19 protein-coding genes and 4 pseudogenes are annotated in these 20002 nt (G+C 69.2%); 18 read left to right on the top strand and 5 right to left on the bottom strand.

What is annotated here, in order from left to right; genetic code table 11:
* Positions 1 to 27 precede the first annotated feature (27 nt).
* Positions 28 to 1089 carry a lipid A deacylase LpxR family protein gene (locus CQ393_RS08105; RefSeq protein WP_153191047.1) on the bottom strand — a complete coding sequence of 354 codons (1062 nt, stop codon included), beginning with the start codon at positions 1087 to 1089 and terminating at the stop codon, positions 28 to 30.
* A gap of 322 nt (positions 1090 to 1411) precedes the next feature.
* Here CQ393_RS08105 and CQ393_RS08100 point away from each other — a divergent pair, with 322 nt between their 5' ends.
* From CQ393_RS08100 to folK, 13 genes are all read left to right on the top strand, one after another.
* Positions 1412 to 2365: a CsgG/HfaB family protein gene (locus tag CQ393_RS08100; RefSeq protein ID WP_153191103.1), complete on the top strand. Its 954-nt coding sequence runs from the start codon at positions 1412 to 1414 to the stop codon at positions 2363 to 2365.
* Positions 2366 to 2528: 163 nt separating this feature from the next.
* Positions 2529 to 2807 (top strand): DUF493 family protein, encoded by a 279-nt coding sequence (locus CQ393_RS18220; RefSeq protein WP_228114354.1) that lies wholly within the window; start codon positions 2529 to 2531, stop codon positions 2805 to 2807.
* Positions 2795 to 3499, top strand: a complete 705-nt coding sequence (lipB, locus tag CQ393_RS08090) for a lipoyl(octanoyl) transferase LipB (RefSeq protein ID WP_343199843.1) — start codon at positions 2795 to 2797, stop codon at positions 3497 to 3499. The genes CQ393_RS18220 and lipB overlap by 13 nt, the downstream gene beginning before the upstream one ends.
* Positions 3500 to 3514: 15 nt before the next feature.
* Positions 3515 to 4522 carry a lipoyl synthase gene (gene lipA, locus CQ393_RS08085; protein ID WP_153191044.1) on the top strand — a complete coding sequence of 336 codons (1008 nt, stop codon included), beginning with the start codon at positions 3515 to 3517 and terminating at the stop codon, positions 4520 to 4522.
* Positions 4523 to 4984: 462 nt separating this feature from the next.
* Positions 4985 to 7159, top strand: coding sequence for a carboxy terminal-processing peptidase (locus CQ393_RS08080; protein WP_153191043.1), 2175 nt, complete (start codon positions 4985 to 4987; stop codon positions 7157 to 7159).
* A 96-nt stretch (positions 7160 to 7255) separates the two neighbouring features.
* The gene (locus CQ393_RS08075; protein ID WP_153191042.1) at positions 7256 to 7804 is read left to right on the top strand and encodes a DUF2242 domain-containing protein; all 549 of its coding nucleotides are present in this window, start codon (positions 7256 to 7258) and stop codon (positions 7802 to 7804) included.
* 47 nt (positions 7805 to 7851) lie between these two features.
* Complete coding sequence (locus CQ393_RS08070; protein WP_153191102.1) at positions 7852 to 9087, top strand: hypothetical protein; 1236 nt, start codon at positions 7852 to 7854, stop codon at positions 9085 to 9087.
* The gene (gene gnd / locus CQ393_RS08065; RefSeq protein WP_153191041.1) at positions 9072 to 9986 is read left to right on the top strand and encodes a phosphogluconate dehydrogenase (NAD(+)-dependent, decarboxylating); all 915 of its coding nucleotides are present in this window, start codon (positions 9072 to 9074) and stop codon (positions 9984 to 9986) included. The genes CQ393_RS08070 and gnd overlap by 16 nt, the downstream gene beginning before the upstream one ends.
* A 22-nt stretch (positions 9987 to 10008) precedes the next feature.
* Complete coding sequence (locus CQ393_RS08060; protein WP_153191040.1) at positions 10009 to 10374, top strand: BON domain-containing protein; 366 nt, start codon at positions 10009 to 10011, stop codon at positions 10372 to 10374.
* 173 nt (positions 10375 to 10547) lie between these two features.
* Entirely contained in the window at positions 10548 to 12353 is a 1806-nt protein-coding gene (locus tag CQ393_RS08055; protein ID WP_153191039.1) for an ATP-binding protein, read from the top strand.
* Positions 12354 to 12364: 11 nt separating this feature from the next.
* Positions 12365 to 12805, top strand: coding sequence for a response regulator (locus CQ393_RS08050; protein WP_153191038.1), 441 nt, complete (start codon positions 12365 to 12367; stop codon positions 12803 to 12805).
* A gap of 6 nt (positions 12806 to 12811) precedes the next feature.
* On the top strand, positions 12812 to 14332 hold the full coding sequence (locus CQ393_RS08045) for a hybrid sensor histidine kinase/response regulator (protein WP_153191037.1): 1521 nt from the start codon (positions 12812 to 12814) through the stop codon (positions 14330 to 14332).
* Positions 14333 to 14534: 202 nt separating this feature from the next.
* Entirely contained in the window at positions 14535 to 15032 is a 498-nt protein-coding gene (gene folK / locus CQ393_RS08040; protein WP_153191036.1) for a 2-amino-4-hydroxy-6-hydroxymethyldihydropteridine diphosphokinase, read from the top strand.
* 110 nt (positions 15033 to 15142) lie between these two features.
* Here the strand turns inward: folK and CQ393_RS08035 are convergent.
* A pseudogene (locus tag CQ393_RS08035) lies at positions 15143 to 15253 on the bottom strand (pteridine reductase); the annotation flags it as partial.
* On the opposite strand from CQ393_RS08035, the pseudogene CQ393_RS18215 reads away from it, so the two are divergent.
* Positions 15246 to 15356, top strand: a pseudogene (locus CQ393_RS18215) (2-amino-4-hydroxy-6-hydroxymethyldihydropteridine diphosphokinase); the annotation flags it as partial. The pseudogenes CQ393_RS08035 and CQ393_RS18215 overlap by 8 nt on opposite strands.
* 110 nt (positions 15357 to 15466) lie before the next feature.
* Here CQ393_RS18215 and CQ393_RS08030 read toward each other — a convergent pair.
* Positions 15467 to 15577: pseudogene (locus CQ393_RS08030) on the bottom strand (pteridine reductase); the annotation flags it as partial.
* Here CQ393_RS08030 and CQ393_RS18210 point away from each other — a divergent pair.
* Positions 15570 to 15665 (top strand): annotated as a pseudogene (locus tag CQ393_RS18210) (2-amino-4-hydroxy-6-hydroxymethyldihydropteridine diphosphokinase); the annotation flags it as partial. The pseudogenes CQ393_RS08030 and CQ393_RS18210 overlap by 8 nt on opposite strands.
* 117 nt (positions 15666 to 15782) lie before the next feature.
* Here CQ393_RS18210 and CQ393_RS08025 read toward each other — a convergent pair.
* On the bottom strand, positions 15783 to 16520 hold the full coding sequence (locus tag CQ393_RS08025; RefSeq protein ID WP_153191035.1) for a pteridine reductase: 738 nt from the start codon (positions 16518 to 16520) through the stop codon (positions 15783 to 15785).
* Between the two features lie 54 nt (positions 16521 to 16574).
* Between CQ393_RS08025 and CQ393_RS08020 the strand changes: the two genes are divergently transcribed.
* From CQ393_RS08020 to CQ393_RS08010, 3 genes are all read left to right on the top strand, one after another.
* Positions 16575 to 17759 carry an SAM-dependent methyltransferase gene (locus CQ393_RS08020; protein WP_153191034.1) on the top strand — a complete coding sequence of 395 codons (1185 nt, stop codon included), beginning with the start codon at positions 16575 to 16577 and terminating at the stop codon, positions 17757 to 17759.
* Positions 17756 to 18160: a VanZ family protein gene (locus CQ393_RS08015; RefSeq protein WP_343199840.1), complete on the top strand. Its 405-nt coding sequence runs from the start codon at positions 17756 to 17758 to the stop codon at positions 18158 to 18160. Before CQ393_RS08020 ends, CQ393_RS08015 begins: the two co-directional genes overlap by 4 nt.
* 795 nt (positions 18161 to 18955) lie before the next feature.
* Positions 18956 to 19300, top strand: coding sequence for a low molecular weight protein tyrosine phosphatase family protein (locus tag CQ393_RS08010; RefSeq protein WP_153191032.1), 345 nt, complete (start codon positions 18956 to 18958; stop codon positions 19298 to 19300).
* Between the two features lie 51 nt (positions 19301 to 19351).
* Here the strand turns inward: CQ393_RS08010 and CQ393_RS08005 are convergent, their stop codons facing one another.
* Positions 19352 to 19735, bottom strand: coding sequence for a hypothetical protein (locus CQ393_RS08005; protein ID WP_153191031.1), 384 nt, complete (start codon positions 19733 to 19735; stop codon positions 19352 to 19354).
* Between the last annotated feature and the right edge of the window lie 267 nt (positions 19736 to 20002).

Genomic DNA, 20002 nt, shown 5'->3' with positions numbered 1-20002 from the left:
CCGGCTTTTTTTTCGCAGGTGCCGCGGCTACAGCGTGCGGCTGATGGTGAAGCTGCCGAACAGCGGCCGCTCCTTCTGTCCCTCGAACTCGCGGGTGCGGTGGTAGCGGGCCAGGGCGAATTTCCACTTGCCGCGCATCACCGCCACGCCATAGCCGATGTCGGCCACGAGCGGGCGCTTGTCCACGCTGTGGCTGTGGCGGAAGGTGTTGCCGTCCAGGGTGATGTCGCGCAGCACCCAGCGCGCGTCGGTGGTCATGAACAGGTGCGTCGACCAGCCCGGCGCGCGGCCGTCGCGGGTCGGCGCGGTGTTCTCGCCGGCCGGGCGCATCGGCGAACTGCCGAAATCGTCCGGCAGCTTCCAGCCCAGACGCACCTCGGCGCCGGCATTGGCGTAGGTCGCCAGGTTGCCGACCGCGCCTCCCCAGTGGCTGATCGCATCCCAGCCCCAGCCGCCCGGCGCGTTGGCCGGCCAGCGCCGCATGCGCTCGTGCAGCAGCCGGAACACCGGCTCGTCGTGCAGCTGGTGCTTCCAGCCCATGAACTTCTCGTCGTGCAGCACGCTGTGCACCGCATCCTGCACCTGCCTGCCCTGCGCCGACGGGCCGACCATGCCCACCGCCAGCTGGGTGGTGCGCAGGCGGTCGCCTTTGCGCGCGTTGTAGCCGAAATTGGCCAGCAGCACGCCGGCATACGGACGGTCGTCCTCGATCAGGTCGGTGCGGGTGCTGTCGGTCGGCGTGAACAGCCCCTGGCCGATGCTGAAGATCATGTTCTGCTGCTCGAACCCGCCCGGCTGCAACCGCTCCAGGTGACGGTTGATCCAGCGCGCAGGAGCCGGCAGGCAGGGGTCGTCGGTGTAATCGACCAGGTTGGGCGAGACGAAGGTCAGCAGCGCACCGTTGGTATAGCCCTGGTCCTGGTGGGCGCCGCCGAACAGGTCGTTGTCGACGCGGAAGTTGACCGCCGGCGGGTGGTCGCGCAGGGCGCTGCCGGTGCAGGTATCGGGACGGGGAGGCGCGGCGTGTGCGTCGTCGTTGCCGGCGAGCGCCAATGCCAGGGCCAGGGGCAGCCAGGGGCGGATATCCATCCACTCGTATCCGGTTCGGGGAAAGTGCGCGCAGCTTACCGGCCGTTCGCGCATGGACGCAGTGAGGACGGCGGATCACATCGTTGCAGCGCCGCGGACCCGCCGCCGGGGCGGGTCCACGGGGGCCGCAAACCGTGACGGACGGAGGTTGGAAACCGTCATGGCCCTGCGGTAGCATCGCCGCCGACACTCCGCGCTTGCCGGACTGGCTGCCCGCAAGGACCAGGACCTGTCGCCGGGTTTTCAGACCAATGGAACGCGCCCCCGCGAGGCGCAGGTTAATGGGGAATACACAGCTATGCGTAATGTCTTTTCGCCGTTGATGGCGGCTGCCCTGACCGTGGGCATCGCCGCGGTCGTCTCCAGCCAGCCGGCGCAGGCGGCGTTCAAGAACACCGGTACCCAGGCCCAGGAACAGCGCAAGCAGGCCGCCGCCCAGATCCCGGTGTGCCAGCGCCCGATCGGCACCATCTCGGTGATCGAGCCGGAAGACGCCACCAACTGGTGGACCGGCCAGCAGCTGCCGGCGCCGTCGCGGCTGATCAAGGTGTTCGTCAACCGCTCGCGCTGCTTCACCCTGGTGGACCGCGGCGCCGGCATGGCCGCCGGCCAGTTCGAGCGTGAGCTGGCCGCCAGCGGCGACCTGCGCGGCCGTTCCAACGTCGGCAAGGGCCAGATCAAGGCCGCCGACTACGTGATGATCCCCGACCTGGTCTCGCAGAACAGCAACGCCGGCGGCAACGCCATCGGCGGCCTGCTGGGCGGGCTGATCGGCGGCAAGGCCGGCGCGATCGTCGGCGGCCTGAACTTCCGCAGCAAGACCGCCGACGTGGTGCTGACCGTGACCGACGTGCGCTCCTCCGAGCAGGTCGCGATCTCCGAAGGCTCGGCGCGCAAGAGCGACATCGGCTTCGGCGCCGGCGGCGGCCTGTTCGGCGGCAGCGGCTTCGGCGCGGCCGGCGTCGGCGGCTACGCCAACACCGAGATCGGCCAGGTCATCACCATGGCCTACCTGCAGGCCTATACCGACATCGTCGCCCAGCTCGGCGGCCTGCCGGAAAACGCCTCGGCGGCCAACGCCCAGCAGGCGGTGACGGTGACCCGTCCGGGCCGCCTGCTGGCCAACGCCAAGGGCACCGGCGCGCCGGTGCGTTCGCTGGACCCGGGCATGATGCTGTACCCGACCGGCAACAAGGAAGGCGTGATGTGGGAGGTCGAGGACGAACTGGGCAACAAGGGCTGGGTGTCCTCCACCCTGCTGGAACTGTCCAAGTAAGGGCGCCGCGCCGGCCCTGGCCGGCAGCCCGGATCGGGTCCGGCCGGCGGCCGGCACCGATCCCGGGCCGACAACGCAGCTTTCCGCGAAAGGGCCGCCCGCAGCGGCCCTTTCGCCGTTGCCGACCTTGGGTTTGCCCGCCTGCGCCCCGATAATGGCGGGCATGGAAATCAAGTCCGACAACCCCGAACACGGCTTCCAGTTCCCCGGCACCTTCGAGTTGAGCGCCATGGGCGCGGCCAACGCCGGGCTGGAACAAGAGCTGCCGCAGCTGCTGCAGCAGGCCGGCGTGGATGTGCTCAGCGAGCGCATCAGCTGGAAGCATTCGTCCAACGGCAAGTACGTGTCCGTGCGCATCGCCTTCAGGGCCGACAGCCGCGAGCAGTACGACGCCGCGCACGAAGCCCTGCGCAACCACCCGGAAGTGAAGTGGACGCTGTAGGCGCCTGCCCGGCCGACGCCGTGCGCGCCGGTCGGGTCCGCCCGGCGACGCTGCGCGACCTCGGCCGCCAGGCCTACGAGCCGGTCTGGCACGCGATGCAGCGCTTCACCGACGCCCGCGACGACGCCACCACCGACGAGCTGTGGGTGGTCGAGCACGAGCCGGTGTTCACCCTGGGCCAGGCCGGCAAGGACGAGCACGTGCTGGCGCCGGGCGAGATCCCCGTGCTGCACGTGGACCGCGGCGGCCAGGTGACCTACCACGGCCCCGGCCAGATCGTGGTCTACCCGCTGCTGGACCTGCGCCGGCTCGGCATCGGCGTGCGCGACTACGTGTGCCGCATCGAGCAGGCCATCATCGACACGCTGGACGAATGGAATATCGTCGCCGAGCGCCTGGAAGGCGCGCCGGGCGTCTACGTCGGCGGCGCCAAGATCGCCGCGCTCGGCATCCGCGTGCGCCGCGGCTGCAGCTTCCACGGGCTGGCCTTCAACGTCGGCCTCGACCTGGAGCCCTTCCACCGCATCAATCCCTGCGGTTATGCCGGGATGCAGGTGACCTCGGTGCTAGACTTGGGCGGTCCTTCGGGCATCGAGGCGGTCAAGCCGGTGCTGCTGTCCCATCTGGCCCGGCAGTTCGGACTGGACCTGCACGACGATCCCGGATTGCCCGACCTGACCATGCGGCCCTGACGCCGCCGGAACGCCATGACTGAATCCACCAGCCGCTCCATTCCCCTGCAGGTCCTGCAGGGCGACACCCCGTCCGCGCCGCTGCAGGCCGGCGCCAAGCAGCTCGGTGGCGACAAGATCAACCGCTCGCCGGTGCAGTTCGCCGACGCGCCGGTGCTGCGCAAGCCCTCGTGGATCCGCGTGCGCATCCCTTCCGGCAACGCCGTGCAGCAGCTCAAGGCCAAGCTGCGCGAGAACCGCCTGGTGACGGTGTGCGAGGAGGCCAGCTGCCCGAACATCCACGAATGCTTCGGCCACGGCACCGCCACCTTCATGATCCTGGGCGAGGTCTGCACCCGCCGCTGTTCGTTCTGCGACGTCGCCCACGGCCGGCCCAAGCCGCCGGACGCGGCCGAGCCGCTGCATCTGGCGCAGACGGTCAAGGACATGGGCCTGAAGTACGTGGTGGTCACCAGCGTCGACCGCGACGACCTGCGCGACGGCGGCGCCGGCCATTTCGTCGACTGCATCAGTGCCATCCGCGAGTTCAGCCCGGGCACCCGCATCGAGATCCTGACCCCGGATTTCCGCGGCAAGGGCCGCATGGAGCGCGCGCTGGAGATCCTGGCGGCCAACCCGCCGGACGTGTTCAACCACAACATCGAGACCGTGCCGGACCTGTACCGCAACGTGCGCCCGGGCGCGGACTACCAGTGGTCGCTGACCCTGCTGCAGAAGTTCAAGGCCCAGCATCCGGCGGTGCCGACCAAGTCCGGCATCATGCTCGGCCTCGGCGAGACCCTGGAACAGGTGCAGGCCACCCTGCGCGACCTGCGCGCGCACGACGTGGAAATGGTCACCATCGGCCAGTACCTGCAACCCACCCCGCACCACCACCCGGTGCTGCGCTACTGGACGCCCGAGGAATACAAGGCGCTGGAGGACTACGGCTACGCGCTGGGCTTCCACCACGTCGCCTCCGGCCCGATGGTGCGCTCGTCCTACCATGCCGACCGGCAGGCCGCCGGCGCCGGCGTCGGTTGAGTCCAGGCCATCGTTGCACGCCGTCGCCCCCCGTTCTGCCTCGCCCAAGGACGCTGAAGAGGGGCGCGGCGGCAGATGGGCGCATGCGACGCGGTCCCCTGGCGGGTGCTTGATGCCGGGTGGCGCGCTCCCGTCTCACGCATGCCTGCATGCACCCGAATTGCGCCCCTGACCGCGGCTTTCCTCCGGCCGTCATTTCCGCAGGTTCGGGAATGACGGTGGCGCACCGGCGAGGTGCCGATCGACCATCCGGCCTCCGGTTCCCGTGTCCGGCGGGCCGCCTCGCATGGCGGCGCGGCATCCCCTGTTTCCCCCCTTGCCCTGCAGGCGGTTCACGTCCCGCTACGGCGGGGCCGCTAGGCTGTGGGCGCTGCGGATGACAAGCGCTGCAACTTCCGGCACTGTCCCGTTGTCCGAGTCATCCGCAGTCTTCCTCCATCGCCCGGCGCCACGAGTACCTTGATGAACTACCGAGTTCCCGCTTTCCTGCTGGCCTTCGCGCTGACCGCGCCGGCCGCCTTGCTGGCGCGCGCCGACAGCCAGGTACTGCCGTCCACCGCGACGGTCGACCAGGCGACCACCTCCAAGCTCGTCTACGGGTTGCTGTCCGACAGCCGCTACGCCTACCGGCCGCGGCCGCTGGACGCGGCGACCTCGCAGGACGTGTTCAAGCGCTATCTGGAGTCGCTGGACAGCGGCAAGCAGTTCTTCACCCGCGAGGACGTGGACCGCTTCGCGCCGCTGGGCGCCCAGGCCGGTACGGCGATCCGCACCGGCGAGCTGGACCCGGCGTTCCAGGTGTTCGCGGTCTACCGCCAGCGCGTGACCGAGCGCGTGGCCTACGCGCGGCGCCTGCTGAAGCAGGAACCGGATTTCACCACCAGCGAGCGTTTCGACTACGACCGCAAGGATGTGCCGTGGGCGACCAGTGCCGAGCTGGACGAGCTGTGGCGCAAGTCGGTGAAGAACGACTGGCTGCGGCTCAAGCTGGCCGGCAAGCAGGCCGCCGACATCCGCAAGACCCTGGACAAGCGCTACGCCACCCTGCTCAAGTCGGTCAACGAGGTGAAGGGCGAGGACGTGTTCTCGTTCTTCATGAACGCCTATACCCGCGCGGTCGATCCGCACACCGACTACTTCACCCCGCGCACGGCCGAGAACTTCAACCAAGCCATGTCGCTGTCGCTGGAAGGCATCGGCGCGCAGCTGCAGCGCCAGGACGACGTGGTGGTGATCCGCGAGATCATCGCCGGCGGCCCGGCCTCGGTGGACGGCACGCTCAAGCCGGGCGACCGCATCGTCGGCGTCGGCCAGGGCCGCTCTGGCGCGGTCGAGGACGTGATCGGCTGGCGCATCGACGACGTCGTGGCCAAGATCCGCGGCGCCAAGGACACCCAGGTGCGGCTGGAATTCATCCCCGCCGCCGAGGGCCTGGACGGCAAGCACCGCATGGTGACGCTGACCCGGCAGAAGGTGCGCCTGGCCGAGCAGGCCGCCAAGGGCGAGACCATGACCATTCCCGGCGCCGCCGGCGAACCGGGGCGCCGCATCGGCATCGTCAAGCTGCCGACCTTCTACCAGGACTTCGAGGGCCGGCGCCGCAACGCCGCCGACTATGCCTCGGCCACCCGCGACGTGGCCCGCCTGCTGGCCGGCTTCAAGGCCGACAAGCTCGACGGCGTGGTGCTGGACCTGCGCAACAACGGCGGCGGCTCGCTGGACGAGGCGATCGAACTGACCGGCCTGTTCATCGAGCAGGGTCCGGTGGTGCAGGTGCGCGAATCCGGCGGCCGCGTCACCGTCAACAGCGACCGCAACCCGGCCGTGGCCTGGGATGGCCCGCTGGCGGTGCTGATCAACCGCGGTTCGGCCTCGGCCTCGGAGATCTTCGCCGGCGCCATCCAGGACTACGGCCGCGGCCTGGTGATCGGCGAGACCACCTTCGGCAAGGGCACCGTGCAGAACGTGGTGCCGCTGGACCGCTGGCCGGCCAGCGAGAAGGAACGCTTCGGCCAGGTCAAGCTGACCATCGCCCAGTTCTTCCGCGTCAGCGGCTCGTCCACCCAGCACAAGGGCGTGGTGCCCGACCTGGCCTTCCCGGCCAGCGTGGATGCCAGCGAGTTCGGCGAGAGCACCTACGACAACGCGCTGCCGTGGACCCGCATCGCCGCGGTGCCGCACACCCAGTACGGCAACTTCGCGCCGATCCTGCCCAGGCTGGAGACGCGCCATGCCGCGCGCATCCAGAGCGACCGCGAGTTCAAGTGGTGGGAGGAGGACGTGCAGCAGTTCCGCACCGAGGCGGCGAAGAAGTACGTCTCGCTCAACGAGGCCGAGCGTCGCGCCGAACGCGACAGGCAGGACATGCAGCGCAAGCAGCGCCAGGAAATCCGCAAGGAACTGGGCCTGCCGCTGGACCCGCTGGCCGACGACGGCAACGACGACGGCCTGACCGGCAACGAGCGCGACATCGTCAAGGATGCCGCGCGCGAGAAGGCCGCCGAGAAGCGCCCCGACCCGCTGCTGAAGGAATCGGCCTCGATCCTGGCCGATGCGGTGAACCTGCTGGAGAAGGACCGCCCGCTGTCGGCGCAGGTGCTGCCGCAGTCCACCGGCCCAGGTCGCTGGGCCGACTGAGCGCGGGACAACCACGTTCCCGCAGGTCCATGCGCCGTCAGCGTTCCTCCACGCTGGCGGCGTTATGCTGAGCGCCTTCCCGATCGTGGAGGTGCCATGCACGGGCCTTCTTTCCGCATGTTGCTGGTCTTGGCCTGCGCCGTCGTGGCCGGGTGCGGCCACCGCGCAGCCGACAGCACGCTGGTGCGCGAATCGTTCGATTCCGGCGACACCTATACCCGCGACGTCGACGCCACCCCCGCGCAGGCCTGCGAGGCCGCACGCCGCGCGCTGTTGGGGCAGGGCTACGCGATCACCCGCGCCGGCGCCGACAGCGTCGAGGCCAACAAGAATTTCCAGCCGGAGGAAGAGCTGCACGAGCAGCTGGTGCTGCGCGTATCCTGCGCCCCACGCGGCGGCGCTGGCGCGCAGGTGTTCGCCAGCGCGGTGCAGGACCGCTACGCGCTGAAGAAATCGCCGACCTCGGCCAGCGTGGGCGTCGGCGCGCTGGGCTCGGTGTCGCTGCCGTTCGGCGGCAAGGACGATTCGCTGGTGCGCGTGGCCAGCCGCACGGTGCAGGACGCGCAGTTCTACCGGCATTTCTTCGAGCGGCTGCAGCAATACCTGGCACCGGTGGCGGCCGCGCCCGGGGACGGCGCGCGGTGACGCATGCCGCCCGTGTCCCGGCCTGGCTGGCGGGGTGCGCGTTGGCGCTGCTGGGCCTGTCGTCGCCGGCGCCGGCCGCCGATGGTGCCGCCTGCGTGCTGCCGCTGCTGCAGCGACTCGGCTGGCAGGTACTCGAGACCGATGCCGACGCGCCCGAGGTCCACGGCGGCGAACCGTGCCGACGCGCCTCGCTGGACGACGCGCACCGCCATGGCGACCTGCGCGTCCATGTTCCCCGGGCCTACGGCGACGCGCGGCGTGCGGACCTCTACCGCGGCCTGCTCGACGACCCGGCGACGCTGTGCGCCTATGCGTTCCAGCTGGGCGATGCCGCGCGCCGCGCCGCCGCCCGGCTGCAGGACAACCCGGGGTATCGCTTCTCCGCGCTGCAGCTGGGCTGGATCGGCTTCGGGCTCCGCGGTGCCGAGGCGCAGGGCTGGCAGCGCTTCCGCAGCTTCGGCCGCGGCTACGCGCCGGCCGGTTCCAATTCCGCCGCGATCGAGGCGTTCTACAGCGGCCATGTGCGTTCGGAGTGCGGCGTCGGCCGCCAGGTCGCGCAGCTGGCCACGCAGCGCGAGTTGTACGGCGACGCCGGTTTCGACCGCGAATTCGCGCCGGGCGAGTTGTCCATCGGCACCTTCCTCACCCTGCACGGCACCTCCAGCATCCTGCTCGGCGCGAACGCGGGCGAGTTCTTCGCCGACGGCAAGGCCGTGCGCACCTCGCGGCTTGGGCGGCAGGCGTTCATGGGCGTGCCCGGCTTCATCGAGCATGTATTGGACAAGCGCCATCTGGACGACATCAACAACCAGGCCGAGAACTTCGTCATCACCGACGTGAGCGCGGAGGCGGCCGCCGCGCTCGCGCGGCATGGCGGCTTCGCCCATTACGACGACCTCAACCGGCGCCTGTGGGAACTGTCGCGGCAGATGCCCGGCGCCGGCAGGCGCTATTTCGAGCGGCTGCTGTACGAGCGCGATCCGCGCCTGCGCGCCGCGTTGCCGCCGGCGCAGCGGCCGCTGCTGGCGCAGATGGACGCGCTGCTGGCCGACCCGGTCTACGGCGGGCTGATGATCTACGTGCACCCCAAGGGCATCCGCCCGCTGGGCTATCACATCGCGCGCCTGCTCGACCGCAATCCGCGCACGCCGTACAGCATCGACCTGGCCCTGCACAATCTGCACACCACGCTGTTCCGGCGCTGGCTGCAGGCGCAGCTGCGCGAATGCGCGGCGCGAACCGCTTACATCGACCAACGAGGTGGAACATGGAACTGGGCATGATCGGGCTGGGACGCATGGGCGCCAACATGGCGCAGCGCCTGCACCGCGGCGGCATCGCCGTGACCGGCTTCGACCCGGGGCAGGAGGCGCGCGAACGGCTGGCCGCCGCCGGCGTGGCCACGGCCGCGACGCTGGAGGCGCTGGTGCAGGCGCTGCCGGCACCGCGCGCGCTGTGGCTGATGGTGCCGGCCGACGTGGTCGACCCGGTGCTGGAACAGCTGCTGCCGCTGCTCTCGCCCGGCGATCTGGTGGTGGACGGCGGCAACTCCTGGTACCGGGAGTCGCTGCGCCGCGCGCAGCGCTGCGGGCAGGCGCAGGTGGACTTCGTCGACTGCGGCACCAGCGGCGGCGTCTGGGGCCTGCAGGAAGGGTATTGCCTGATGCTCGGCGGCCAGGCCGACGCGCTGGCGCGGCTGCGGCCGGCGCTGGCGGCGCTGGCGCCGGCGGCCGATCGCGGCTGGGCGCACGTGGGGCCGGTCGGCGCCGGACACTTCTGCAAGATGGTCCACAACGGCATCGAGTACGGGATGATGCAGGCCTATGCCGAGGGCTTCGCGCTGATGGAAAAGAAGCGGGAATTCGACCTGGACCTGGCGCAGGTGGCCGAGACGTGGCGCCACGGCAGCGTGGTGCGCTCCTGGCTGCTCGACCTCGGCGCCGAGGCGCTGCAGCGCAACCCACGGCTGGAAGGCATCGCCCCGTACGTGCAGGACTCCGGCGAAGGGCGCTGGACGGTGCGCGAGGCGATCGACCTGGACGTGTCGGCGCCGGTGATCACCCTTTCGCTGCTCGAACGCCTGCGCTCGCGCGAATCCAATTCCTTCGCCGACCGCATGCTGGCGCAGATGCGCGGCGGTTTCGGCGGGCATGCGGTCAAGGCGGCCAACGATGGCGCGTGAACAGGCCGGCAGGCGCGGGACGATGACCGTGGGCAGACGCTCGGGCGCGCATGGCATCGGACTGTCCTGCCTGCTGGCGGCGCTGCCGCTGCAGGCGCAGGAACCGGCGCGGCAGGAGCCGGTGCCGCCCGCGCTCCCGGAAGCGGCCGTGCCCGCGCGGATGAGCGATGCCTGGATCACCACGCGGATCCGCGCCGCGCTGGTACCGCTGCAGCGCGATGGCACCGGGCAGGTGCGGGTCGCCACACTGGAGGGCATGGTCACCCTGGAAGGGGTGGTCGGGGACAGGGTCGCCCGCGACGCGGTGGTGGCCGCCGCTGCCGGCGTCCGCGACGTGCGCGGCGTGGACGCGCAGGGACTGCTGGTTGGCGCGGCGACGCTGCCGTGACGCCGCCGCGCGCGGCCTGCGTTCACTCCGCCGGTGAATCGTGCAATGCTTGCGGGCCGATCCGCATGCGTGCGGTGGAGCCGTATATTCCGGCGTTGCCGCGGTCCATGCGGCCGGGCGTGCATGGCCGGATGCCACGGCCGCCGTTCCCGTTACATGGCTAAGGAATAAGGATGGCTTATCGATTCACCGACGAGGGATGGGACCGCTGGCGTTTCGCCGGCCTGGGGCTGGCCGCGCTGCTGATCGTCGTGGTGCCGTCGCTGCTGCTGCTGCAGCTTTCGCGCGACAGCATCAACGCCGCCAACTGGGTGGCGCATACCCAGGCGGTGGGCGCGCGGCTCTACGTGCTGCAGGCGGACATCCGCGACGTGGAGTCGGCGGCGTTGACCTTGTCCAAGGGCGTGGAATCGGACGCGCTGCGGGAGCGCCTGCGGCGCGCCGACAGCATCGATGTCACCCTCGCCGAACTGTCTAACCTAGTCAGCGACAGCCCGGAACAGCTGGTGCGCATCGGCCGCATCACCTCCATGCTGGAGCGGCGCATGGCGCTGGCCAAGCAGATCGCCGGCAGCGTCGACTCGGAGCGCCAGCGCGAACTGATCGAGGAAATGACCTTCAGCTACCCGATCCGCGACATCGTCGTGGAACTGCAGCGCCACGAGGACGACCTGCTGATCCGGCGCGTGGCGGCGGCGCAGCGGCAGCAGCGCCTGTCCACCCTCGTCGCCTGGAGCACCCTGGCCGCGCAGCTGCTGCTGCTGGGGCTGGTACTGTGGCTGCTGAAGCGGCAGATCGGCCGGCGCACCCGCGCCGAGGAGCGCCTGCTGCAGGCCAGCGCCCGCTCCGGCGCGGTGCTGCAGACGGTGCGCGAACCGATCGTGCTGCTCGACGGCGAGCAGCGCATCGTCCTGCACAACGCCGCCTTCAGCGAGCTCTATGGCGTGCAGGACAGCGAGGTCAACGGCCAGCTGCTGCAGTCCATCGGCGAAGGCGCCTGGGCCGACGCCATCATCCGCCAGCGGCTGGCCGACGTGCTGCTGCGCGGCCGCGAGCTGTGGGACTACGAACACGAACAGCGCGGCGTGGACGGCATGGTCCGGATCATGCTGATCAACGCCCGGCGCATGCCGCTGCCGGATTCGGACGACGAAGTGGTGCTGATGACGGTCAGCGACGTCACCCTGCAGCGCGCCGTGCAGCAGCGGGTGGAGGAGCTCAACCGGCAGCTGGAGGGCAAGGTCGAGCAGATGGCCGAGGTGAACCGCGAGCTGGAGGCGTTCAGCTATTCGGTCTCGCACGACCTGCGCGCGCCGCTGCGGCACGTGGCCGGCTTCTCCGACAAGCTGGTCCGGCACCTGGGCGAGGGCGCGGACGAGAAGACGCGCCATTACCTGCAGGTCATCGGCGAGTCGGCGCGGCGCATGGCGGCGCTGATCGACGACCTGCTGGTCTATTCCCGGCTCGGCCGCGGCGCGATGCGTCTGCAGGCGGTGGACATGCAGTCGCTGGTGGCCGACACCCGCGCCCTGCTGGATTCCAACCTGCAGGCCGAGGCCGGCCCGGACGGCAAGGCGCGCGAGGTCGAGTGGAACATCGGGCCGCTGCCGGTGCTGGTGGCCGACGAGAACATGATGCGCCAGGTGTGGCTGAACCTGCTCGGCAACGCGGTGAAGTACACTGCCGGCCGCGAAGCCGCGGTCATCGACGTGTCCGCGCAACAGCTGTCCGACGGCAGCCAGCAGTTCACGGTGCGCGACAATGGCACCGGCTTCGACATGCAGTACGCCGGCAAGCTGTTCGGCGTGTTCCAGCGGCTGCACAAGGCCAGCGATTACCCCGGTACGGGTATCGGCCTGGCCAGCGTGCGCCGCGTGCTTACCCGCCACGGTGGCCGGATCTGGGCCGAGGCGGAGGTCGACCAGGGCGCCACGTTCCATTTCATCTTTCCCCCCCCTGCGCCAGAGGCGCACAGCTGAGGTCCACCCGCATGAGTCCGCTCCGTACCATCCTGCTCGCCGAAGACAGCCCCGCCGACGCCGAAATGGCGATCGACGCGCTGCGCGATGCACGCCTGGCCAACCCCATCGTGCACGTGGAGGACGGCGTGGAGGCGATGGACTTCCTGATGCGGCGCGGCGCCTTCGCCAACCGCGAGGAAGGCCTGCCGGCGGTGCTGCTGCTGGACATCAAGATGCCGCGCATGGACGGCCTGGAGGTGCTGCAGCGCATCCGCGCCGACGAGGAACTCAAGCGCATGCCGGTGGTGATCCTGTCGTCCTCGCGGGAGGAGAGCGACCTGGCGCGCAGCTGGGACCTGGGCGTGAACGCCTACGTCGTCAAGCCGGTGGACGTCGACCAGTTCTTCAACGCGGTCAAGACGCTCGGCACCTTCTGGGCGGTCATCAACCAGGCGCCCGACCAGGAGTAAGGTCCCATGCCCAACAAGGGAGCGCCCTTGGGTCCCCTGCGCATCCTGCTGGTGGAGGATTCCCCCGAGGATGCGGAACTGCTGTGCGACCAGCTGCTCGAGGCCGGCCTGGAGGCCAGTTTCGAGCGGGTCGACAGCGAGGATGACATGCGCGCCGCGTTGGCCGCGAAGATGCCGGACATCGTGCTGTCCGACCTGAGCATGCCGGGGTTTTCCGGCTACGAGGCGCTGCGCATCGTGCACGAGCTGCACCCGCTGGTGCCCTTCATCTTCGTCTCCGGGACGATGGGCGAGGAGACCGCGGTGCAGGCGCTGCACGAGGGCGCCAACGACTACATCATCAAGCACCAGCCGGCGCGGCTGCCCTCGGCGGTGGCGCGCGCCATCCGCGAGGCGCGGCGCGAGATGGAGCGGCTGCGGGTCGAGGACGAACTGATGCGCGCGCAGCGGCTGGAAAGCCTGGCGCTGCTGGCCGCCGGCCTGAGCCACGACTTGCGCAACATCCTGCAGCCGCTGCTGATCGTGCCGGACCTGATCCGCGACCGCAGCGACGACCCCAAGGTAGTGCGGCTGGCCGACGTGATCGCCGAGTGCGGCAGGCGTGGCCACGAGATGGTCGAATCGATGCTGTCCTTCGTGCGCGGTTCGCGCCTGCCCAGCGAGCGCATCGTGCTGCAGCGCCTGTTCCAGGCGGTGGGGATGCTGCTCAAGAGCAGCCTGCCGGGCAACGTCGACCTGCACCTGGAGGTGCGCGACGACCGCATGGCGGTGGAGGGCAACTACACCGAGCTGCAGCAGGTGCTGCTCAACCTCGCGCTCAACGCGATCCAGGCCATGCCCGAGGGCGGGCGCCTGAGCCTGCTGGCCGAGCGCGTGGCCACCGCCGACGGCGAGCGCCTGCGCATCCGCGTGCAGGACGAAGGCATCGGCATGGACGAGGCGACGGTCGGCCGGCTGTTCAGCCCGTTCTTCACCACCAAGGCCAGCGGCACCGGCCTGGGGCTGGTCTCGTGCAAGCGCATCGTGGAAAGCCTGGACGGCACCATCTCGGTTTCCAGCTGCCCCGGCGAGGGCACCTGCTTCGACCTGCTGCTGCCGCTGCATGGGGCGGTGGTGGAACGGGAGGACGGCGCGATGCCGGCGGTGCCTGCGGGCCGCGGTCGGCGGATACTGGTGGTCGACGACGAGGCCACGCGCCTGTCGCTGCTGGGCAACGCGCTGGCCAGCCAGGGCTACCGGCTGCGGCTGGCAGCCGACGGCGCCGCGGCGATGCGCCACCTGCAGGAGGCCGGCATGCCGGACGTGGTGCTGGTGGACAGCGGCATCCCGCTGCTGTCCGCCGGGCAGCTGCTGACGGAGATGCAGGACATGGGTTATCGCGGCCCGGCCATCGTGCTGGAGGAGAGCGGCAACGCGGCGTTCGCCGACGGCCTGGCGCCGTCGGGCATCAGCGTGCACGTGCTGCCGCGCCCGCTGGAGATGCAGCGCGTGTTCCGCGCCGTGGCCGATGCGCTCGGGGCAGGCTGAGAAGCCGGGAACGGGCGGGAAAGCCGGGCGCCAGCAGAGAGGAACCATAAGCGAGTAAAGGCAACGGCACCGGCCCGCGCTCACGCTCTTGTTTCCGCTCTCTCCGGTTCCTGTTTTCCCCGCACTGGTTCCTGGCCCAAAGCCCTATCATGTGCGTCCCGATTCCCGCCGCAGGGCGGCACGCCGCGACCCTCCCCACCCGATGACGACCGTCCTACTGAGCCTGGGCAGCAACCTGCGCCCGCAACACCATCTGCAGGCGGCGTTACGGGTGCTGCGCGAGCGCTTCGGGCAGATCGCCGTTTCCCCGGCCTACCGCACCCCGGCAGTAGGCTTCGATGGCCCGGATTTCCTCAACAACGCGGTGATGCTGCACACCGACCTGCCGCTGGCGGAACTGGACGACTGGCTGCACGCGGTCGAGGACGCGCACGGCCGCGACCGCAGCGGGCCGCGCTTCAGCGACCGTACCCTGGACATCGACGTGGTGTATTACGGCGACCTGGTGGTGGAAGGGCCGGGCCACCTGCGCATTCCCCGGCCCGAACTGAAGCACGCCTTCGTACTCAAGCCGCTGGCCGACATCGCCCCGGATTTCATCGATCCGGTGCGCGGCCTCAGCCTGCGGCAGATGTGGCAGGCGCACCCGCAATACGGCGACGCGTTCGATACCGTCGAACTGGCGGGGCACACTCTGTAGGAGCGCACTTCAGTGCGCGAAGGGAGCTTTCCACTTGAGTCCCGCACTCGCGGTACAGGCCGTCGCGGCAGGAACTGCCTGCACGCCTCATCGCGCACCAAGGTGCGCTCCTACGTCAGCGTGCGTCCGCCGTCCAGCCGCAGCGTCTGCCCGGTGATGTAACCGGCGTCGTCGAGCAGCCAGCGCACCGCCGCGGCGATCTCGTGCGGCGTGCCGGATTTCATCGATCCGGTGCGCGGCCTCAGCCTGCGGCAGATGTGACAGGCGCACCCGCAATACGGCGACGCGTTCGATACCGTCGAACTGGCGGAGCGCACTCCGTAGGAGCGCACTTCAGTGCGCGAAGGGAGCTTTCCACCTGAATCCCGCACTCGCGGTACAGGCTGTCGCGGCAGGAACTGCCTGCACGCCCCATCGCGCACCAAGGTGCGCTCCTACGTCAGCGTGCGTCCGCCGTCCAGCCGCAGCGTCTGCCCGGTGATGTAACCGGCGTCGTCGAGCAGCCAGCGCACCGCCGCGGCGATTTCGTGCGGCGTGCCGGATTTCATCGATCCGGTGCGTGGCCTCAGCCTGCGGCAGATGCGGCAGGCGCACCCGCAATACGGCGACGCGTTCGATACCGTGGACCTGTAGACGCGCACCCGTAGGAGCGCACTTCAGTGCGCGAAAGGGCTTGCAGGTGGGTTCTTCTGCGACAGCCTGCGAGCGTGGGATTCACGGGCAAGCCCCATCGCGCACCCAGGTGCGCTCCTACGTCAACGTACGCCCGCCGTCCAGCCGCAGCGTCTGCCCGGTGATGTAACCGGCGTCGTCGAGCAGCCAGCGCACCGCCGCGGCGATCTCGTGCGGCGTGCCGGTGCGCGCCATCGGCGTGCGTTCCATCAGTGCCTGCTTGGCCGCTTCGCTCTTGCCCTGTTCCGGCCACAGGATCGCGCCCGGCGCCACCGCGTTCACCCGCACGTGCGGCGCCAGTTCCAGCGCCAGCGCGCGGGTGGTCATTTCCAGCGCGGCCTTGGCCGCCGAATAGGCCGGATGGTCGCGCAGCGGCTGGGTAGCGTGCAGGTCGGTCAGGTTGACGATGGCGCCGCGCTGCCGGCGCAGGTGCGGGGCCGCGGCCTGCGCCAGGAAGAACGGCGCGCGCGCGTTGACCGCGAACAGCTCGTCCCACTGTTCCACCTGCACCTGGCCGAACGGCGTGGGGAAGAAGTTGGAAGCGTTGTTGACCAGTGCGTCGAGCCGGCCGAAATGCGCCACCACGTCCTCGACCAGCTCCGGCAGCGCCTGCGCATCGCGCAGGTCGGCCTGTACCGCCAGCACGCTGCCCGGTCTTTCGCTTTCAAGGTCGAAGGCCAGCGCCTGCAGTTCCTCGCCCGACTGGTGGGCATGCAGGGCCAGCCGGTAGCCGTGGCCATGCAGGTGGCGGGCGATGACCGCGCCGATGCGGCGCGCGCTGCCAGTCACCAGGGCCACCCGTTGCGGATCGGTCATCTGCGTTTTCCTCGCTCGGCTATCCTGTGCATTGTCCCCGCAAACCGCCGTCCCATGCATTCCGACCTGCCCCTGCCCGAATCCGACGCGCTGGCCCACAGCGAGCAGCTGGCCGCGCACCTGCGCGCGGAGATTCTCGCCCAGGGCGGCGCGATGCCGTTCTCGCGGTTCATGGAGCTGGTGCTGTATGCGCCGGGCTGGGGGTATTACAGCGCCGGCGCCAGCAAGTTCGGCGCCGCCGGCGACTTCGTCACCGCGCCGGAGATGGGCACGCTGTTCGCCGCGGCCACCGCCAACGCGCTGGCACCGGTGGTGCGCGAGGTCGGGCCGCAGGCGCGCGTGCTGGAACTGGGCGGCGGCAGCGGCGCGTTCGCCGAGGTCGCGCTCGGGCGCCTGGCCGAACTGGACGCCCTGCCGGCGCGCTACGCCATCCTCGAGCCCAGCGCCGACCTGCGCCAGCGCCAGCGCCAGCGCCTGCAGGACGCGCTCGACCCGGCGGTGTTCGCCCGCGTGGAATGGTTGGACCGCCCGTTCGAGGACGAATGGGACGGCGCACTGTTCGCCAACGAGGTGATCGACGCGCTGCCCACGCCGCGCTTCCTCGTCGACGAAGGCGAGGTCTACGAGGAAACCGTCGAACTCGATGGCGAAGGCCGTTTCGTGCGCGGAGCGCAGCCGGCGGACATGCTGCTGTCGGCGGCGGTGCGGCACGTGGAGCGCTACCTGGAGCGTCCCTTCGCCGACGGCTACCGCTCCGAACTGCTGCCGCAGCTGCCGTACTGGATCCAGGCGGTGGCCGGCGGCCTGCGCCGCGGCGCGATGCTGTTCGTCGACTACGGCTACACCCGCGCCGAGTTCTACCAGGACGACCGCCGCGACGGCACCCTGCGCGCGTTCTACCGCCATCGCGTGCACAACGATGTCTACCTGTGGCCGGGCTTGCAGGACATCACCGCCTCGGTGGATTTCACCGCGCTGGCCGAAGCGGGCACCGGCGCCGGCTTCGACCTGGCCGGCTACTGCCACCAGGCCGGCTTCCTGCTCGGCAACGGCATCGCCGGCCTGCTTGAAGAGGCCGACGAGCGCACCGACGAGGTCGGGCGCGTGCGCCTGCGCGAGCAATTCAAGCGCCTCACCCTGCCCACCGAGATGGGCGAGCGCTTCCAGGTGATGGGCTTCAGCCGCGACGTGGACCTGTCGGCGGCATTCGCCATGGGCGACCTGACCTGGCGCCTGTGAGCCGGCCGCTGTTCAAGCCGCTGCGCCACCTGCCGTTCTGGATCGCCCTGTGGGCGCTGGCGGTGATGGGCGTGATCGTGGTGTGCCTGATCCCGCCACCGCCGCTTCCCTCCCTGCCGGAGAACGGCGACAAGGCCGAGCACTTCATCGCCTATTTCCTGCTGTCGGCCAGCGCGGTTCAGCTGTTTCGCCGCGGCCGCGCACTGCTGGCCGTCGCCCTGGCACTGGTGGCGATGGGCGTATGCATCGAGCTCGCGCAGGGCGCGCTGACCGACACCCGCAGCGCCGACCCGTTCGACGCGCTGGCCAACACCATTGGCGTGGCCATCGGCCTGGCAACGGCATTCACGCCGCTGCGCGACCTGCTGCTACGCCTGCAACCGCGCCACAAAGTTTCCTAGGCCCGTAGGAGCGGCTTCAGCCGCGAAGAGCCTTCAGACAGACCTCGCTCCACACAGAATCTGCGCTCGCAGCTGAGGGCCGAAGGAAATGCCGCTTCGCGACTGGCATTGCCTTCACGGGTTGTCTGTGCGGGACATTGACGGCTCTGCCGGCAACGCCCGGCCTTCCCGGAATCCATCACATGCTTTGAGAGGGCTTGCTCCGAGTGATACCGTGCCATGCAAAGAACGCCGGCAGGGGGAATGCGACAATGTTTACGCCCCAGCTTTACTTGCCGACATCGCGGACAACTCATGCAGCGTATATGGCTGGGGTCTCTTGCCAAGCACTCGTGTTGCCGGCCTTTGGGCTAGTAGTTTGGGCGCAGCAATGAAGAACGCCGCAGCTCGGGTAGCGGTTCTCTCGACCCTATTGTCAGCTTGTGCTTATGGACCGATAAAAGACCCCATCTTATAGGGGTGAGTACTTCTATAACTTTGAGAGTTCCTATCTCACTCCTAAAGGCAAGGACGAAGCGTGGTGCATCGATGCTGGCGCCATGAGCAAAGCCATGCTCCCCGCAAAGGACGCCAATGGCCCATGGGGCATATCCGATGTTGTGGTTCGCGGGAAACTCGGTCCTGTCGGTAGCTATGGTGGCCTGGCAAGGTGCAGACACATGCTGTACGTGACTGAGATTGTTGAGGTATCGAACATGCGCGGGCGTGATGGATAGGCAGCCGTCTGACAATTCATTCAAGCTGTCCTTGCTTTGCGAGGCGGCTCGATTCAGGCACTAAGTCGCAGGTGGATACTTGATGCACAACGTTCTCTTTGTCTGTGGCAAGAACCGCCTGCGCAGCCCGACGGCAGAGCAGGTGTTCGCGGATTGGCCTGGCGTGGAGACCGCTTCCGCTGGGACAGCCAATGACGCGGACTGTCCTGTTTCGGCCGAGTTGATCGCCTGGGCAGATACCGTGCTGGTCATGGAGGCTGCGCACAGGTCCAAAGTCGCAGCCAGGTTCCGGACTCAACTGCGCGGCAAGCGCATGGCCGTGCTGGGCATCCCCGACCAGTTCGAGTACATGGCTCCGGAGCTCGTCCGGCTGCTCCAACAAAAGGTTCCGCCCTACTTGCCGGGCCGCACTGCAGCGGCCTAGCTGCCGCCTGACGGTTCGTTCAAGCCGATGCCGATTCGCGGCAATTCTTGATCAGGAGTTGGAGCGCATATGCAGGCCATTGCAATCTTGCTGATAGCGGTCGCGGCTCTCATCACTCCCTTTTACTTTCACGCACTTGTCCGTTTTCGGCGCATTCTTCTGGCAGAGCGCCCGGATCTGGCGAACCGAAGAGGTTCGCTCAGCTTTTTCTACACGGGCCTTCCCCGTATCGGTGATCCGAATGTGAGCATGGCTGTCATCGGCGCTGCCTTTGGGGCTGTCGTTCGGGAGCTTAAAGACCCGGGTGCTGTACGGTATGCCCGGCGTATAAGGATCAGCCTTTTCGTGGTTGTCCCCGCCTATCTGGTAGCCCTCACGATCCTGATCGTGGGTGTGCCCTGACAATTCATTCGTGCCGATGCCGCTTCGCAGCACGGCTTAATTCAGGCGATACGCCCTGGAGGATCCTATGTCGAGCTTTGGGAACTGCTGCAGCGATATGAGGGATGCGATGATATCGCCGCCTGAAAAGTTGTTTCGGGTTGAGGAGAACGGTGTCCTGTACCTGGCAGTCGGGTATGCGAACACGGACCAAGGTGTTGGCTGGTTCGATATGGCCGTCCTGTACTGCCCGTTTTGCGGTGCAACTCTCCAGTCCCGCGCGGACATACAGCGCCGTGCCGGAGTCTGACGATTCATTCA

Origin of the sequence: Stenotrophomonas sp. MYb238, from assembly GCF_009496535.1 — a bacterium.
In the GTDB taxonomy this organism is placed as follows: Bacteria; Pseudomonadota; Gammaproteobacteria; order Xanthomonadales; family Xanthomonadaceae; genus Stenotrophomonas.
This window is presented reverse-complemented; position numbering and strand designations above follow the sequence as displayed.

Excerpts from the sequence above, each read along its gene's own strand:
- CQ393_RS08045 (WP_153191037.1), top strand. The coding sequence starts at position 12,812 with ATGCCCAACAAGGGAGCGCCCTTGGGTCCCCTGCGCATCCTGCTGGTG.
- CQ393_RS08105 (WP_153191047.1), bottom strand. The coding sequence starts at position 1,089 with ATGGATATCCGCCCCTGGCTGCCCCTGGCCCTGGCATTGGCGCTCGCC.
- CQ393_RS08075 (WP_153191042.1), top strand. The coding sequence starts at position 7,256 with ATGCACGGGCCTTCTTTCCGCATGTTGCTGGTCTTGGCCTGCGCCGTC.
- CQ393_RS08055 (WP_153191039.1), top strand. The coding sequence starts at position 10,548 with ATGGCTTATCGATTCACCGACGAGGGATGGGACCGCTGGCGTTTCGCC.
- CQ393_RS18220 (WP_228114354.1), top strand. The coding sequence starts at position 2,529 with ATGGAAATCAAGTCCGACAACCCCGAACACGGCTTCCAGTTCCCCGGC.
- CQ393_RS08050 (WP_153191038.1), top strand. The coding sequence starts at position 12,365 with ATGAGTCCGCTCCGTACCATCCTGCTCGCCGAAGACAGCCCCGCCGAC.
- folK (WP_153191036.1), top strand. The coding sequence starts at position 14,535 with ATGACGACCGTCCTACTGAGCCTGGGCAGCAACCTGCGCCCGCAACAC.
- CQ393_RS08080 (WP_153191043.1), top strand. The coding sequence starts at position 4,985 with ATGAACTACCGAGTTCCCGCTTTCCTGCTGGCCTTCGCGCTGACCGCG.
- lipA (WP_153191044.1), top strand. The coding sequence starts at position 3,515 with ATGACTGAATCCACCAGCCGCTCCATTCCCCTGCAGGTCCTGCAGGGC.
- gnd (WP_153191041.1), top strand. The coding sequence starts at position 9,072 with ATGGAACTGGGCATGATCGGGCTGGGACGCATGGGCGCCAACATGGCG.
- CQ393_RS08025 (WP_153191035.1), bottom strand. The coding sequence starts at position 16,520 with ATGACCGATCCGCAACGGGTGGCCCTGGTGACTGGCAGCGCGCGCCGC.
- CQ393_RS08020 (WP_153191034.1), top strand. The coding sequence starts at position 16,575 with ATGCATTCCGACCTGCCCCTGCCCGAATCCGACGCGCTGGCCCACAGC.
- CQ393_RS08100 (WP_153191103.1), top strand. The coding sequence starts at position 1,412 with ATGGCGGCTGCCCTGACCGTGGGCATCGCCGCGGTCGTCTCCAGCCAG.
- CQ393_RS08060 (WP_153191040.1), top strand. The coding sequence starts at position 10,009 with ATGACCGTGGGCAGACGCTCGGGCGCGCATGGCATCGGACTGTCCTGC.